The organism is Marinospirillum sp., from assembly GCF_014859565.1.
This window is the reverse complement of record NZ_JACUUA010000066.1, coordinates 1-16,598: the sequence shown is the minus strand read 5'-3', so window position 1 is coordinate 16,598 and position 16,598 is coordinate 1. Positions and strand designations below refer to the sequence as shown.

At 52.1% G+C, this 16,598-nt stretch carries 8 protein-coding genes; 3 read left to right on the top strand and 5 right to left on the bottom strand.

The genetic code is table 11. The annotated features are described in order from the left end of the window. Nucleotides 1–407: Sir2 family NAD-dependent protein deacetylase (locus IBX50_RS10075; protein WP_292255545.1), on the top strand; the 407-nt coding region annotated here is incomplete at its 5' end. A 14-nt stretch (nt 408–421) separates the two neighbouring features. On the opposite strand, the gene IBX50_RS10070 is transcribed toward IBX50_RS10075, so the two are convergent. The 5 genes from IBX50_RS10070 to IBX50_RS10050 all read right to left on the bottom strand — a co-directional run bounded on the left by IBX50_RS10070 (nt 422) and on the right by IBX50_RS10050 (nt 10,654). Next, a complete protein-coding gene (locus tag IBX50_RS10070; RefSeq protein WP_292255543.1) occupies nt 422–586 on the bottom strand; it encodes a hypothetical protein in 165 nt (54 codons plus the stop codon). A gap of 56 nt (nt 587–642) precedes the next feature. After that, nucleotides 643–2,607 carry an exodeoxyribonuclease V subunit alpha gene (recD, locus tag IBX50_RS10065; RefSeq protein ID WP_292255542.1) on the bottom strand — a complete coding sequence of 655 codons (1,965 nt, stop codon included), beginning with the start codon at nt 2,605–2,607 and terminating at the stop codon, nt 643–645. Beyond that, nucleotides 2,604–6,563 (bottom strand): exodeoxyribonuclease V subunit beta, encoded by a 3,960-nt coding sequence (gene recB, locus IBX50_RS10060; protein WP_292255540.1) that lies wholly within the window; start codon nt 6,561–6,563, stop codon nt 2,604–2,606. The genes recD and recB overlap by 4 nt, the downstream gene beginning before the upstream one ends. Continuing rightward, nucleotides 6,556–10,083 (bottom strand): exodeoxyribonuclease V subunit gamma, encoded by a 3,528-nt coding sequence (recC, locus tag IBX50_RS10055; protein WP_292255538.1) that lies wholly within the window; start codon nt 10,081–10,083, stop codon nt 6,556–6,558. The genes recB and recC overlap by 8 nt, the downstream gene beginning before the upstream one ends. Nucleotides 10,084–10,195: 112 nt before the next feature. Continuing rightward, a complete protein-coding gene (locus IBX50_RS10050; RefSeq protein WP_292255536.1) occupies nt 10,196–10,654 on the bottom strand; it encodes a M48 family metalloprotease in 459 nt (152 codons plus the stop codon). Between the two features lie 108 nt (nt 10,655–10,762). On the opposite strand from IBX50_RS10050, the gene IBX50_RS10045 reads away from it, so the two are divergent. After that, nucleotides 10,763–13,006: an AAA family ATPase gene (locus tag IBX50_RS10045; protein WP_292255534.1), complete on the top strand. Its 2,244-nt coding sequence runs from the start codon at nt 10,763–10,765 to the stop codon at nt 13,004–13,006. Nucleotides 13,007–13,237: 231 nt separating this feature from the next. Then, nucleotides 13,238–16,579: an STY4851/ECs_5259 family protein gene (locus IBX50_RS10040; RefSeq protein WP_292255532.1), complete on the top strand. Its 3,342-nt coding sequence runs from the start codon at nt 13,238–13,240 to the stop codon at nt 16,577–16,579. Nucleotides 16,580–16,598: the final 19 nt, after the last annotated feature.

Sequence of the window (16,598 nt, the reverse complement as noted above, 5' to 3'; positions counted from 1 at the left end):
ATGAAACTTATTTATCCACAAGTGGTTGTGTTAACCGGCGCTGGCATTTCTGCAGCGGGCAAACACAAGCCTGGTCGGGCACTTTAAGCCTTGAAGACAAGTGCAGTTGCTGTGAGCCAGCGCAAGCATTGCGACCCGATATTGTTTGGTTTGGTGAGACTCCCTACCACCTTGATGCCTGTTACAAAGCGGTCGAACAGGCCGATCTGTTTATTTCGATTGGCACGTCCGGTCGCGTTTATCCTGCCGCCGGTTTTTTGGATGCTGCAGAATCAGCTTACTGCATCGAGCTGAATATGGAAAAAACCAGTCCAGATTTTGAAGACGGGTTATACGGACCCGCCACACAGGTCGTCCCTAGTTTTTTTCATTTTCTCATCGAGCAGATGCGGTCAGGGACAAGTTGAGTTGCAATAGCTGATCAGCCATTTGCACCAGCTCTTGGCGCCAGGCCAGCAAGCCCACAAGGCATTTCTAAGTGTTGCAATGTTTTGTCCCAGCAGATCCACTCTTTGAGCATCATCTGCTCCAGCCTTACACCACCCAGACTATCCATCATGGTTACTATGAATTCACGCTGCGCCATGTTCGATCTCCTCTGTACCGATTCATTATCGCAGCGTGATGCGACAGAACAGGTCGCTAGAGCAAGCCGCTGGCACGCTGAACCTGACTGTTCAGTGTTGTCTGCAAGACTTTATCCTCACTGTAAATCAGCGTGAAGGCTTCACTGGATCGGGTGATGCCGGTATAGAGCAGCTCTTTGGTCAGTACCGGGCTGGGTTTGTCCGGGAGCACCAGGGCGGTGTGGGTAAACTCCGAGCCCTGGGATTTGTGGACGGTCATGGCAAAGACGGTTTCTACATCTTGCAAGCGGCTGGGCAGTACCCAGCGGATGCCACCCCGACCATCCGGAAAAGCGACCCTCAACAGCGGGCGGCCTGTTTCTGTCTGGGCGCCAGACCACGCCAGGCAAATGCCGATATCACCATTCATCAGTTTCAGGCTGTAATCGTTGCGGGTGACCAGCACTGGGCGACCGGAGTACCAGAGGCCACTTGAACCAGGCAGCAGGTCTTTCAGAGCGGCAGTAGCCAGCTGGTTCATAGCCTCTACACCCCAGGAGCCACGGCGTACTGCCGTCAGTAACTGAAACGCCTTGTGCTTGGCGAAGATTTTCTGCGCCCAGGCATCGAGGGCTTCGCGGCTGACTTCGCCATCCGCTCCTGGCACTGGCATATCATTTTTGACCACTTGCAGATAAGCCTTGTAACCCTGGCGCAGCAATTTTTTCAGGGGTTCCAGGTCGGTAGCGGCCGGTGGTCTGGATTGTTTCAGCTTTATCAGCCAGAGGTTGTGATCACGCGTGACTGTCCCTTCATCCTGACGCTGATAACACTCAAAAATACCCTTAATCGCTTTAAGGCTTGACTGACCTGAGTTCACCGCCTTTGCCAGTTTTCCGATACCCGGATAATCGGCAAAGCGGTAGCTGTGCTCAAGTAGCGTGGTGTAGTCGCTGGCTTCGGCTGAGCGACAAAGATCGCCAAGCACCGACCCTGCTTCAACGGAGGCCAGCTGGTCTTTATCACCCAGCAGTACCAGCCGCGTCTGGGGTGTCAGGGCTGCCATCAGTCTTGCCAGCATTTCCACATCCACCATGGAGGCTTCGTCCACAATAACCAGATCTGCGGGCAGGGGGTTGCCTTGATGGTGACGGAAATGCCGTGTGCCAGCCTGACTGCCGAGTAGGCGATGCAAAGTGGTCACTTCGGTCGGGATGTGTTCACGGCAGGCCTGCAGTGTCTCAGGCAAGTTAATTTTTTGCATACTGCCCGCGAGGGATTCACTCAAACGCGCTGCAGCCTTTCCGGTAGGTGCCGCCAAGCGAATAGTCAGCGGTGGCAATCCGGCCTGCTGTTGCAAGCCCTGCAAGAGTGCGAGCAACCTCACCACGGTGGTGGTTTTACCTGTACCGGGACCACCTGTGATGATTGAGAAGGATGAGCGGGCGGCCAGGGCGCAGGCTTGCTTCTGGTAGTCCACAGATGTGGGTGGTGGCTCAGGAAAAAGCGCATCCAGGAGGCTGTTGATTGCTTTGTCTGGCAGGGTGCGAGGGCTTTGTAACTGCTGATCCAGGTAAGCTCGTATCTGGCGTTCATAGAGCCAGTAGCGCCGAAGGTAAAGCAGGGGTTGTGCTGCAGTTCCTGCCAGCACCAGCGGGGTGGTGCCCGCACAAGGTTGTGGCTGATCGCGCTGATCACTGACCGCCTCGCTGGTGAGCAATGCCTGTGTCCAGCTGTCCAGCGTCCAGTTGTGCAGCAGCCTTGCCAGTTCTTGTCCGGGCTCATCGGTTTTATCCCCGGGGTCAGCCGGCTGGTAACGATCATCGCGCGCAAGCTGCTGAGCTGGTTTTTCCAGCAGCACCTTCAGATCCAGGCAGACATGCCCACGACCATTGGCCTCACTGACCAATGCTGTAGCCAGCAGAACGGGGTCACTCGCTTCAGGGCATTGTTCCTGTATCAGCCGCATCAAGGCCAGATCCAGCGGGCGCAGAGCACCGATCTCAACCCATTGAACGATCTGCTTTTCGAGCGCATTCATGCGTTAGCTCCTTGTTCTGCCTGGGCTTTGTCTGTCTTTTTCAGCATCCCATCCAGTTGCTCAATGAGTGCCTTGGGTGGCTTGTCACAAAACAGCCCCTGGGTTTGTGTATTGTGGGTACCACGCAGGAACACATAGATGGCTCCGCCGACATGCTGGTCATAATCGTAATCGGGCAGGCGGGCTTTCAGCAGCCGATGCAGCGCTACCAGATAGAGAACATACTGCAAGTCATAACGGTGCGAGAGGATTTGTTTCAGCATCGCTTCCTGAGTGTAATCCACATCCTGCCGCCCCAGGCGATTGGATTTCCAGTCGATGACGAAATAGCGCCCTTCATATTCGGCCACCAGGTCAATAAAGCCCTTGAGCAAGCCATTCAGCAGGTTGTTCTTGGCCTGGGGTCGCTCAACCTGACTTAGAGTCTGGGCACGCACGGCTTTGTCCATGCTGATGGCGTTCACCCAATGGCTTTCAACCATAAACTCCATTTCCACGGCAATCTGCGATGGTTTGAGGTCTTTGAGTGCAAAACCAAAGTCTTGGCCTTGAACAGGGCTGAGTGCATTCAGCTGCCAGGTGTTACTGACGAAATTGATCAACCACTGCCAGAGGGGCTCAATAAACGGCGGCTGAATCCGCCGCCGTTTACAGAAAGCACCGAACTGAGTTCGGGCATCGGTGTTGCCTGCGACCACTGCGGCAAAACCTTTGATCTTCTCGCCTTGTGTATCTTTGTATTCCTGCACTGCGGCCCACTCTAGCAGGGTGTGCAAGACGGTGCCCCAGGTGGCCCCGGCAGGAAAACGATGCAGCACGTTTTCTGCGCTCAACTCGCCTTCATGGGCATTTTCCCCATCAGATGAACCTATTGATATATCGCGCTGCTCTTGCTCATTCTGATCGTCTTTGGAGGTTTCTGGTTCTTGATCCTGATAATGCTGGGCACCCCCCGATTCCTCTGGATGCTCAGTTGCCTCACCCGCTGCTTCGCCCGCTGCATGGGATTGAAAGTGAATAGCAGAGTAACTGGCGATCCACCAGTTATAGAGGCTGTTCAGTTTGGGGGAAAGCCGGGCGGGTTGCAGTTGCTCTTGATTCTGAGGGTGCAAGAGAGTTTCGGTTGCTGCTGGAGCATCCTGCAAATTTATGTGGAGCGACTTGCCAGCCAGCTTTTGCAGATAGCTTTCATATAGATGAACACTGGGAAAGCTCCGCCCGCCATTGAGCAGGTATCCCCAAGCAGAGCGCTCTACTTGCGGTGTCTTAGACCGACCACTTTGCAAGGCAGCCACACCCAGCCAGAGTGCATGGCGTGCACGTGTTAAGGCAACATAGAGTAGGCGCATATCTTCACTGATACGCTCATCATTTGCAATTTCCCAAGCTTCACCAAAGGCTTTCTTGCCAGCAACCTCTTGATAATGGCCTTCTTTTTGCAGCCAGGGAACCTGTGTGGTATGACCGTCGATTTCTTTCCAGCTACCAATAAACGGTAGAAGCACTAAGGGGTATTCCAACCCCTTGGATTTATGGATGGTAATCACCTTGATGCGCTCAGCGTCACTTTCCAAGCGCAGCAGTTGTTGTTCGTCACCCGCATCCAGGTGTTCAGCCAGATGGCGGATCAGAGCCTGTTCACCATCCAGTTCACTGCTAGCCTGCTGTAACCACTCAGCTAAATGCAAGATATTGGTGAGGCTGCGTTCACCATCCGGTGTTTGCATCAGTCGAGCCGGCAAATCAAACACTTGTAACAGTTGATAAGCCATTGCCAGAATTCCTTTGCGCTGCCAGACCCAATGCAGTTGCTGGAAGCTCTGCATCTGCCCCTCCCACGCCAGTTCATCATCTTGCCACGCGGCAAGCTGCGTCAAAGGCAGGTTCAGGGTGTTGGTGCCCAGAGCAGCCTTGACCAGCCGTTCATCAAGTGGATTCGCGCAGGCATGTAGCCAGTGCAAAAGATCCTTGGTTTCCTGGCTGGAAAAAACGGACTCACGATCGGATAGATACACACTGGCGATCTGGCGTGTCTGCAAGGCTTTGCGAATAGCTTTGGCTTCGGTGCCGGTTCTGACCAGGATCGCAATATCTGCTGCTTGAAGGGGTTGCTCCACCTCACCGTTGGTACCAAAACCAGCTTGTCCTTTGGCTGCTGCTCCCAGCCATTTGACGATCTCGCTGGCCGCTGCTTCTGCAGCTAGTTGCCGCTGGCTCTTAATGCTCAAGGGCTTGGGTTCTTCATTTTTATCTGCTTCTTCGGGCGGAAAGTACCAGAGGTTCAAGGGGCTGACGCCTTCGGAGCCAGTGCCGGGCAGATACAGGGTTTCTTTACGCCCTTGGGCCTCTACGGCGATAAAGGGTATGGGGTTGCTGTTACCCTGCTTAAAACGAAAAGCAGCTCGCTCGTGATCCTCTGCATATTGGAATAGCGCATTGCAGGCATCCACCACGCCCTGAGTTGAGCGAAAGTTTTTCTTGAGGGTGTAATGGCGGCCTGTGGTGGCTTCCCTTGCTTTCAGATAGGTATGAATATCAGCACCTCGAAAGCTGTAAATCGCTTGTTTGGGATCACCAATCATGAACAATCCCTGGTCTTCGCAGTTCTGCTGTACGTCATAGATGCGGTCAAAAATGCGGTACTGCACCGGGTCGGTATCCTGAAACTCATCAATCATTGCCACAGGAAAGCGGTTTCTTAAGCTCTCTGCCAAGCGTTCAGCCGCATCAGATGCCTGGTTCGGATCCAGTGCGCGATCGAGTTCAATCAAAAGGTCATCAAACCCCATTTCAGCACGTTGTTTCATGCGTTGATTAAAGGTCTGTTGTACCCAGGGCAGGGCGTGCGCCACTATGGCAGCTCTTAAAGGAGGCTCGGGCGGGTCAACTGCGACTTGTGCCTGTAGGTTAAGCTCAAAAAGCTCCTTTAACAGACTGAATGCTTCGAGCGGCTTTTCCTGTTGAAAGGTTCCTCCTTTTTTGAATTTGAAGGCACCTGCCGCAAAATTTTTCAGCTTACCGGGCACTGCGCCTTTTCCCAGAACCCAATTCTGGATAGCCTCTAACAGCTTGTTATAACTCTCTTCCGTGGTACTGTCGTGACTTGTTCCATTCAGGCTAGAGCGCAGTTCCAGCAGGTGGGTTTTGATGGCTTCCCAATTGTCTTTCCAATGCGCTTTGACCTTATTTTCAAATTCCAGCCGCGCTTCTTTAGCTTCCTCAAAGACTCGATCCGCCTCGGCTTTAGCAGCCTGGTACTCCTGTGCAGCCTTTAGGTGACCGCTCAGATCATCAACCCGCAGCGGTGCACCCTTAAAGCTCGCTCCCAGGCTGCCCATTTTAAGCAGACCTTTGAGAGCCTGCTGCAAGTTATCAGGAGACTTGAAAGCTTCATCATTGATCAAAGCTGCGTGTTCAGCCGGCAGTGAATAAAAGTTACAGCGCCAGTAGTCCCTGACGACCTCTGCCAGGAGATCATTAATATCAGTAACTAGCTGACGGTTAAATAACCCACGGGTATCAAAGGCCTGCTCGACCAGAACCCGATTGCACCAGCTATGGATGGTAGAGATGCGGGCTTCATCCATGCTTTGCGCGGCGACCTGCAGTTGCCAGGCGCAGTGGTTCCATTGCGCCTTGTCAAAATCACATCGTAGTTGTTCCAGAGGGTCATCCTCTGAATTGTCCGGTAGGGCCTGCAGAAAATAATCCGCTGCTTCGACCAAGCGGCCGCGAATGCGGTCACGCAACTCTTCGGCAGCTGCTTCGGTAAAAGTCACCACCAGAATATCTCTGGGCGTTAGCGGCTGCTTAAAGGCTGTTCCCGCCTTACCATGACCGAGCACCAAGCGCACATAGAGCAAGGCTAGAGTGAAGGTTTTACCCGTTCCGGCACTGGCTTCGATCAAGCGGCTTCCCTTCAGAGGAAAGCTTAAAGGATTAAGTTGTTCAGTCATTGGATTCAGCCTCCTGCTGATCGGAATTAAAGACACGCATCAGAGGACGGTACAGTTGTTCAGCCAGCTCATGAAACAAAGCCTCTTGCTTCAGGGTATCGTAATCTGGCCAGAAGCGGGTGAATGCGGGGTGGTCACTCATTTCTCCCGACCTGTTATAACCAGGCTCATAGGTATCTGCAGGATTGCCTTGACCATCAATCAAAGTAAAAGCGGTTTTACAGGGCAGAGGTAACAGCTGGGTCATGCCTAACTGCCAGGCTAAGAGCTGTTCTTTCAGTAAAAATCTTGCCTTTTCTGCTGCAACGGGCGGTAAGGTGAGGTCGGTATCCGGCCCTAAAATATGCGTGCTGGTCGGTGCTTTAAGTTGTGCAAACAGGTGGGCAGACCACTGGCGAATCAGGTGATACCACTTGTAGCTATCCCCTTGGTGAATACGGCTGGCCTGTACCAGCACACGGAGGTATTCACCGTTTTCATTGATGCGTAAATCGGTCAGTTGATCTTCCAGTAGCAGCGTATCACTGGCCTCCACGCGGCTAAAAAAAATCTCTGCAGGATGGGTATTATTCAAGAGTTCTGCATGGCTTTGTAAAGGTTGCAACAACTTTTGCTGCAGGCTTTCACTTTGCAGTAAACCAAAAGGCGGGAAAGCCAGGCGACCTTTGTGCTGCAAACGCTGACAGGTGTGCTGAAGATAGGTTTCCAGATCCATGCTTGGGTTGTTGATCAAGTCGCGGGTCACTTGCTGGATCACTTCATTGTCCAGAGACCAGCCTTCCAGCCCGTTCAAATCAAAGACCTCTTCATCCAGCAGCATTTCTTTCTGGTCATACCAGTGAATGCCGAGGCGTTGACTGTAAAAGGTTTTGACCGGATGACGCAGAAAGTCCGCCAACTGCCTTAGGGTGACGGGCGTTTCTGGTTGCCACTTGGCTAGTTTCTGACCGGTAGACACCCTCTCACCTAGATTATGAAGTTGACGCCATTCATGTGCATAGGTAAACAGCTGTGGGTCTCGATCCGGTTTGAAGTATTTACGACTAAACGGCTGCAGCGGGTGTTCTGTGGTGAGTGCCTTCAACAGCGCTTGGCCAGCGGTGGTTTTGCTCTTTGGGTCGTGGCCTTCCAGCGTCCAGCCAGCAGCCAGGTGGTCGCGAAGCTGTCCAACTAATACCGAAGGTGGGCGTTCGCTGTTGTCTCGAATGCTGCGCCCGACCCAGCTGATGACCAGTTTTTCACGTGCGGAGAGCAGAGCCTCTAAAAAGAGATAGCGGTCATCCTCGCGGCGTGAGCGATCACCGGGTCGGTAGTCTTTCGCCATCAAATCAAAATCAGCCGGGCTCACGCTGCGCGGATAGTCGCCATCGTTCATGCCCAGCAGCCAGACCTGCTGAAAGGGAATCGCCCGCATCGGCATCAGGGTGGCAAAGTTGATCGAACCGCCGAGAAATTTTTGAGTCAGGTTGGGCTGATCCAGAGCGCTTAAAAGCTCTTCGCGCACCACTTCCAAGGGTAATTTTTCTTCGACCAGCTTCCCTTGCTGCCAGTAGCTTTCCAATTTTTCCAGTTGTACTTCCAGGTTGGTTAATGCCCAGGCATCCGCTTTGCTGGTTTCGACAAAAAAGGTCTGCAACAGCAGGTTGAGCTGTTCAATCCACTGCTCCGGGGCGTGACGCACTTTTAAAGCATCACGTGTGGTTTGCAGGTCACGCAGCAACAGATCCAACGGTCCTAACAGGGCGGCTTCCAGACCGGCCACTTCATCATGGGGTTCAATGCCTTTCCAGGCTTCGCTGTCACCGGCAGCAAAACCCAGCAGCAAGCGTCGCAAACCAAACAACCAGGTGTTTTGTTCGTTTGCGGGTAAATCCAGATCGGCACGCTGGGTTGCATTTAAGCCCCAGCGGATATTAGCGCCCTGGATCCACTCTTTTAAGCGTGGCAGGTCGGTTTCTGCCAGCCCATAACGCTGACGCAACGAAGGGGTGTCGAGTAGATCCAACAGTTCACTGACTGCAAAACGAGAACTGGGCAGATGCAGGAGTTTTTCCAATGCAATCAGCAGGGTGTTCTGGCCGCGTTGCCCCTGGTCTGCAATATGAAAAGGCAAAAAGCGCGGATCAGGTTGGTCGCCCTGACCTGCATAACGACCAAACACCGCTTGAATATGAGGCGCATAAACATTGATATCCGGCACCATCACCAGTACTTCGCGGGGCGGCAGTTTGGGATTTTTCTCAAACTCAGCCAGCAGTTGATCGTGCAAGATTTCCACTTCACGCTGGGGTGAATGAGCGATCAAAAACTGCAGACTGGTATCAGTTTGCGGGTTGATTTCGGTTTGTGCAGCCTGACGTTCTTGCAGGGATCGAAGGTTCAAAATGTCTGACTGCAACTGGATCAGCAGGCAGTTGTTGCCTTCTTCCTCTAAGGGGTCGCGGTAGAGGTCGATGTTGCTCTGAACAGCTAGCTGAACACGCTCCTGATAGCTGGCAGGCTCATCCTGTTCATCCAGCAGGTGCAAATAATCACGCCCCTGCTTGCCCCAGGAAGCCAGCAGCGGGTGACCGGCTAGGTGCAGGTCTTCAGGGTCGAGTGAGGTGTCAATTTTACGTTCAGCAATGCGCCGATACTCACGGCGCAGCAGCTCCTTGCCTTCAACCAGATCACCCCAGTAGTGCTGGCAGGGGTTGCTGGCAAAGATCAGTAGCTGAGTGAAAGGAGCCAGAGCCTTAAACAGCTCCAGGGTCTGATGTGGTAGAGACGAAATACCAAATACCAGCACTCGGCGTGGTAAGTCTTCCGGGCGCAGGTCTTCAGTAAACTCTTCGCATTTTTTAATAACATCCTGGTGAATGCTGGCACGGCTGGCACGCACCCATTCGGCTTTGCCCAGACTATCATCGGCCTCGATGTCAGCACACAACCAACGCCAAATCAGCGGCTGCCAGGAATCGGCTGCTGCTAATTCTTTTTTCGTGCCATCCGGCTTAATAAGGATGTCCGGCTGGTGTCCATCCTGATTTTTTTCCCAGGCTTTAAGCCAGTCTGCGCGATACACCTGATACTGATCATAAAGATCAGCCAGGTTAGCCGCGAGTTGATGCAGTCGGCGCGGATCATCATCCTGGTTTAGAAAACCTTGCAGTGGTTTTAGTTGTTCAGAGTTTGCTGGCAGGTTTCCAAGCAGGCGATACAAACGCCAAGTCAGCGGCGACTTGTCAAAAGGTGAAACCTCCGGCAGCTCATCAAAGATGCTGCGATAGGCTTGCCACAAAAATCGGCCGGGTAAGCCAACCTGCATCGAGGCGGCTATTCCGCAGCCCTCTTCATCCCGTGCCAGTGCCATTTTTAACCATTGGGCTATCCCGTTGCTTTGCACCAGAATGGTTTCGTTTTCCAGGGGGTTCAGCGGGTATTTTTTAATCCACTGGGTTAGCAAATCACGCTGATCTTCCAGACGATTACCCTGCAGAATGATCAGACCGGGTTCAAGAGAGTCAAGCTGTGCAGGCATGAGGCATCCTTGTTAAATAGTAATAAAAGTCCAACACGGGATCTTGGATTCTGCCAGCCCGTGAAGGAAAAACACAAATCATTATTCACCGTGTATCCCTTGCTGATGTGGGTCAAGAAATAGCGTCTGTCCCCAACTTGTGGGCACACGGCTGTCCGATGTCAGCACCCATAACACGGGGAATCCAGGCGGGTTTTCTGGTGCCAAGCGGCTGCTTTGCATCCCCGGCAGAATCAACCCCCTGTGCAGATGACGGCGTGAAGGACGGCTCCAGCTGCCGATCAAAATGGCGGGCAGCACAGTGCCAGACCTCATGTGCCAGCACAAACAACCGCTGGTCTGCAGTCAAAGTCTGCAAGAGCAGTGGGTTAAAAAAGACTCGCCGACCATCGGTGGCCGCCGTCATCACTCTGGAGTCAACAACTGGCACCAGCTCCAGATGCAAGGCCAGGCTGGCCGTAAACGGATGCTGCAATAAGAGTCGTGCCCGATCGGCCACCCAAGTCTGTAACGCTTGCTGCTTTAATGACTGTTCGGATTCATTGGGCAGACGATAGCTGTTTAACGTCATCAGTGTTCTCCCTTTTGGCTTGTGCCTAGCTTATCCTTGTCGTGCGACTCATTGTGTCGCAGTAGGGCGGTATGATCATTCCTCAACAGCTGCAGGAGGTATCGCCCCATGTTATGGAACCAAATTCAATCGACGAGCATCCCCACCACCACAATCAGCACCAAGTCTGCAAAAGAAGAGCAGCTGGTAGCACAAATGCTGGCTGCACGGCTGCTGGTACTGGCAGAACGTCAACATCAATTGAATGCCAATCTTAACTGGGAAGAACTGCTGCCGTTATTTGATATATCTATACCAGAAGAATCAGACGACGACTCCAAGCTTTTTGGCAGCCGTCGTCGCCGTTACCTTAGCAGTGAAACCGGCAGTCATCCTCAAGAAGTGGCTTTGCTGAAAAACTGGTTGAAACAACAGAAAACCCCGAAGGGCGCCTTTGAAGGGCCGCTCATGCAGGCTGTAGAACTGCTGGCTAGCCGTATGCAGCTCAGCTCAGCGGAAAAAAGTTTTTTGGGCTTGCTGTGGTTGAAAGTTCGTCATCCGGTGCTTTCTCAAGCTACCGATCAAGTGTGCATCAAGCACCTGCGCCATGGCCTGGATTTGCTGGAGCAGCTGCTGTTTCTGCCTGCGGGCAGCCTTTACTCTTTGGCCAAGGAAAACCATTTGCTCTATCGCTTTATGCTGATGGACAGAACCATGCACATCACTGATCTGGAAGACTGCTTAGACGCTGGCAGCATGACCAATCAGCTAAACAATGTTCTGGTGCTGCATCAGCCGGCCGAGCAGACCTTAGAGCAGCAGATAGATGATGCCTACAAGGGGCTTTGTCCCAAAGTTGAAACCCCGGTGCTGACACAGAAATCCTTTGATTATGTGCCAGAACTGCAATTCCTGTATGACTATTTACAGCAGGCCGTACAGCAGCGTAAAAAAGGGGTGAATATACTGCTCTACGGTCGCCCGGGGGTGGGTAAAACCCTGCTCGCCAGCAGCCTTGCCAGCTGGCTGAAGTGTGATCTTCATGCTGTGCCAGTAGTGGACTCAGATGGTGACATGACACCCGCTGCCAAACGCATCAACCTTTTGGTGCTTGGTCAGCTGATGTTGCAGAGCAAACCAGACACCCTGTTTTTGTTCGACGAAATGGAAGATGCCTTCCGTGATCATCGTAACCCGCCCCCCAAAGCCTGGATCAACCTGCAATTAGAATCCAATGCCTCCCCAACGCTATGGCTGAGTAACCGTATTGATATGCTCGATCCTGCGTACCTGCGGCGTTTTGATCTAGTCCTAGAAGTGCCTGTACCGAAAAAGCAGGCACAGCAGCAACAAAGGCTGGAGCAGTTAAGCCCCCTGCCGGTGACCGATTCTTTTCGTGAGTGGCTGTCGAAAGCGAACTGGGTTACCCCGGCACATCTGGCACAGCTCAAACGGCTGGGCGCACTGATGCACGAACAAAAACCCATACAGAATCAGAAGAAAATCCTCACCCTGCTGGAGCAGCGCTTAAAAGCAGAGGGGAAGAAATTTCCTGAAGACTGGTACCGGCCGGAAGTGCTAAAGGGTAAAACACAGAAGTTTCCAGAATATCGGCCGGACTGGCTGAATACTCGGCCGGGTATGAAGCGAGTCGTGCGCCAGATCCAGCGTATTGGTCATGCACGCCTATGCCTGCATGGGCATCCGGGAACCGGTAAAACCGCTTTTGCAGCTTATCTGGCAAAAGAGCTGGATCGTCCATTGCTGGTGAAATCAGCAAGCAGCTTGCTGGATCCCTACGTGGGCGGGACAGAAAGCAACATGGCGGGCATGTTTGCAGAAGCCAAGGCTAAAGGAGCCATTTTGCTGCTGGATGAAGCCGACACTTTTCTGAATAGCCGCAGCGGCAGCCACTTAAGAAGCTGGGAAATCAGCATGGTGAACGAAATGCTGGTGCAACTGGAGCGTTTTGAGGGCATCTTTATTGCCACCAGCAACCGCTTTCAGACTCTGGATACAGCCGTCATGCGCCGCTTTGATTTAAAAGTAGCTTTTGACTGGCTGGAAGCACAACAACTGCAAGGTCTACTGGCTGAAGTGCTTAAAGATAATCCAGCCCAGCTTCAGGCACTGGAAGACATGCCATTAAGCCGATTACAACGCCTGCAAGTCAGCCCCGGCAATGTAGAAACGGCAATGCGCCGCTTGCACCTACAGGGTAGAAGTATCGGGCTGCAATCCTTATTGCAGGCACTGGAAGATGAAATTGCCGCCCAGCAGCAACATCAAGCCAACCCCATTGGATTTGTGCACCCAGGACGACCCGCACCGCAACTGAAAGAAATGGAACGCCCAGCGGCTCGCCACAGTTAACTTTGACCTGCCTGGGATGAATGATGCAAGTGTTGATTCACCAATCCTGGTTTGACTGCTGAGCGTGAAACTTTAGAAGGTATTGAGTGTGGTTTTTATGGTGGTATAGTTCCGATTCCATAAATAAATTTGGCAGATTAGATCTAAAGTTTTGTCTCGAATATGTTGTGTTTTAATGGGATAGCATTCAAACCTAGCTTTCAACATTTCTTATAATTCAGGCAGGTGTACATGGAACAGTGGATCAGGGAATTTCTTGCTAGACGAGGGCTTCAAAAACCTGATGGACGCCCCCTTTTTGCTTACAAAACATCTACAGAAGAGTTTGAGGGTCTTTGCCAGCTATTACGGTCAACTCCTGAAGGAAGAGGTTTAACCACCCGATACTCTCAAGCATGGTTGTTGTTTGCCGCCGAATGGTGGAAGAGGAGATATTCAGGTGGTGCATGGCGCTGGGGGCCTCTGTGCGAGGAAGTCGGATTAAACGGACTGCCCTATAACCAGATTCGTCAGATGGTTATAGATGGTCACCGTCAGTGGCTTCTGCAAACCGCAATCCAAAATGAAGGCAAACGCTTCATTGGATTGGTTGCTGTCAATGGCGGCTTACCCATGCGCCTTGTCGAATCAGCGCAAGGTGGGTTATCTGGCCTATTGCGAATGGTGACCCGTCAAGCGCTCCAGTACGGCCTTCAGGATGATCAGATTCGCCAAGGGATAGAGGCTCAGGCTGCGTTGTTACCTGCCTGCTACCAGCAGGCACCAGTCTACGAGCTGCTGGATAATCTGGTAAAAACAGTGCTGCATATCCGCACTAGTTATGCACTGCAGGATGCAGAAGATCCAATCATACAGCTGCAAAATGAATGTCCCAACTGGGAGGGGCTTTTTCCAATAGCACTGGACTCTCAAGCGGCTGCCAGCCTGATTAAAGGACTTGTTAAAGAGGTTGCAGGCGTCAGACCACAGAGTCGTAGGCCGCCGTTCCAAATCCAGCGTGGTTTGCGTTTCAGTTCGGATGGTTCCTGTCCCATCTACGAGCTTTCCTTCATAATGCAGGCTCAGGCCAATAGCGGACAGATTGCCGAGGCTCTTGGCATGGAACAGGGCGCGCTGCCGCCCAACTTTCAACTGCTCCTGCGCATAGGAGAAAAAGAGCATCTAGTTGGCGAAGCATTGCTCAGAGATGACGAGTATCAATTGGTAGCCAGACCACTACCGGCAATCATCAACTTGTATGATGCCTCCCAGCTGATAGTGAGTCGCTGGGGTGCTACTTTGCATGTTGCCAATCTTCCCGGCGGGGAGGCATTGAGCCTAGACGAACCGCTGATTTTTGAAAATGCTTATCCTTTTGCCCGTCTGCTTGCACAAGGTGATGCAATGGTCAAAGGAGAGTCTGCTCTGGCTGCCATGCCTGCTAGAACGGTCATTTTTTCTGAGGAAGGTGAGGCCGAAGAGGTTTTTGATTGCCTTGCTGATGGACAAATTCTGCTTAAGCTTCCTGCTGGCATTACCCGGCTAACGTACAAACAACAACCATTCGTTGTCACAATCAATGCAAACACTTCCCAAGCCCCTGATGCGTACTGGCAGGGAAGTGCTCCTGAAGCCATATCAGTACCGGGATCATTGTTCCGAGGCAAACCACGCTTACGAATTGAGCATGAAGGTGGGCTCTCTAGTTATGCGCCCGCGCATGAACTCTTTGTTCGTAGCCAGGGCACAGAGGTTCCCCTCGAGCAGGCGGAGCCATCAGGCTTGTGTCGTTTATTATGGCGTAAAGATGGTCACCGCTTATTAAGTACCCGCGCTGTATTGTTAAATGCTGGGGCATACATCACCTACACTCCAGGCGCTAGCCCATCTGAAGGCTCAATTATTCTGCATCAATGGCCTGATGTGCCTGTACGTTGTGAGAGTGAACAAATATCGCTTGATTCTCGCCATGATGGTACTGATCTTGCCCTTCATTTAAAGAGCAGCAGCAATCCGCCTGCCAACACGGTTAAGCTTTGCCTGCAATGGCCAGATGGTGAACAAAAACTCACACTGCCCTTTCCAGGGTATGGCGTCACCTTGTTGCGCAACGAAACCCCCGTCAATTCGAATCAGGCCTTAACACTTGAAGAGCTGATTGGTTGTCGCGCGATCCTGATGTCAGCTCAAGGAGCCGAAAATTGGCGGATCCACTTAACATCTAGCGGGGGAGATCATCGCTCTACACTGACCCAGGAAATTCGTTACTCGGGTATCCGAGAAATCCGGTTGTTTGAGCTCATACCTACTATTCAGCAAATGCTGTCTTGTCATCCTGGACTTGATCATACTGTGCAGCTAGAGCTGATTCATGCACACCAAACGCTGGCTCGTTTGCAGATAGCTCGTTACTCAACTCGCATCCAGCTAAATAATCAGCGAACAATAGCGTCATTGAGCGACGGAAGTCGGGATCTCTTGCTCGACCAACCCCAAGCTGAAGGACTTATAATGGGCTTGCCATTGGCAGAGCCTGAACATGAACAGGTTATTCTTCCGCTACATTTCTCAGAGCAGGTTTTTACCGGTCAATGGTTGGTCAACTTGCCTGATGATGCTATTGGTCCTTGGTTGCTGTACACGCCGGATGACTCCTCTTTATACAGTCGCCCAGCGATTGTGCCGCCTGCAGACCAATTATCTAATTCATTGAGCCCACTTAAAGAGGCACTTTGTGAAGCAAGCTGGGAGGAGCGGTCGCGGCTCCTCAGGGAAGCATTAAGCAAAATGGCTGATGATCCAAAATCCGAAGACTGGCAGACGCTGGAACTTCTTCTGGAGAAGCTTCACCACCTGCCGCTGGCAAGCTTGGATATTTGTCAGGCGCTGATCCAAGAGCCAAAAGCACTTGCCATGTGCACTCTGCGTTTGGACGACTTCTCAAGTCATTTGGCTGAGCGGCTACCAAAAGAGCTGCCATTTGAATGGCTATTGATCGCACCCGACCACTGGTTGTGTGCCTTCGAAGTGCTTCACCAAAATTTTGTTGCGAATCCGACGAACCAGCTCTCTGAAAAAGGCAAAGACATCCAGGGTAAGAGTCAGTTCCTATCACGCTGGCAACCGGCTCTGCGTTTCATCTTTGATCAGGGCTTACATCGCTATTTCGACTTGAAAAGTCAGGACGTCGGACTCTTTTTAAATAACCCATCGTTACTCACCAAGCTTTGGTTGGGTCAACTTTTTGATGGGGGCGAGAGATCTGCTATGCAGCAGATGTTCCATCGGAATTCTGCTGAAAACCTTAACTATCCAAGTAGTGCCAGCATTGATATTGGCGCTTTCCTGGATACATCTCATGGTCAAATGCTTCTGGCTCGCTGCAATCTCCCGATCAATGATTTTAAGCTGACTGCCGTCATGCTCCCATTCATGGCTGCCTTCGACACCTACGCCGGTCACGGGCAACAATGGCAGGCGGAGCCGGCACGCTTGTTCAGCCTTAGAAGCGCACGTCAGTTCGATTCGATCTGGTTCGATTTAGCCTATCAGCTTGGCCTAGCTATGGCTCAAGCAGATTCAATAAAGGAGTGAACATCATGCTTTATCAGAA

Bases quoted from the DNA above. Each gene is read 5' to 3' on its own strand.
- IBX50_RS10070 (WP_292255543.1), bottom strand. From the start codon at position 586: ATGGCGCAGCGTGAATTCATAGTAACCATGATGGATAGTCTGGGTGGT.
- recD (WP_292255542.1), bottom strand. From the start codon at position 2,607: ATGAATGCGCTCGAAAAGCAGATCGTTCAATGGGTTGAGATCGGTGCT.
- recB (WP_292255540.1), bottom strand. From the start codon at position 6,563: ATGACTGAACAACTTAATCCTTTAAGCTTTCCTCTGAAGGGAAGCCGC.
- recC (WP_292255538.1), bottom strand. From the start codon at position 10,083: ATGCCTGCACAGCTTGACTCTCTTGAACCCGGTCTGATCATTCTGCAG.
- IBX50_RS10050 (WP_292255536.1), bottom strand. From the start codon at position 10,654: ATGACGTTAAACAGCTATCGTCTGCCCAATGAATCCGAACAGTCATTA.
- IBX50_RS10045 (WP_292255534.1), top strand. From the start codon at position 10,763: ATGTTATGGAACCAAATTCAATCGACGAGCATCCCCACCACCACAATC.
- IBX50_RS10040 (WP_292255532.1), top strand. From the start codon at position 13,238: ATGGAACAGTGGATCAGGGAATTTCTTGCTAGACGAGGGCTTCAAAAA.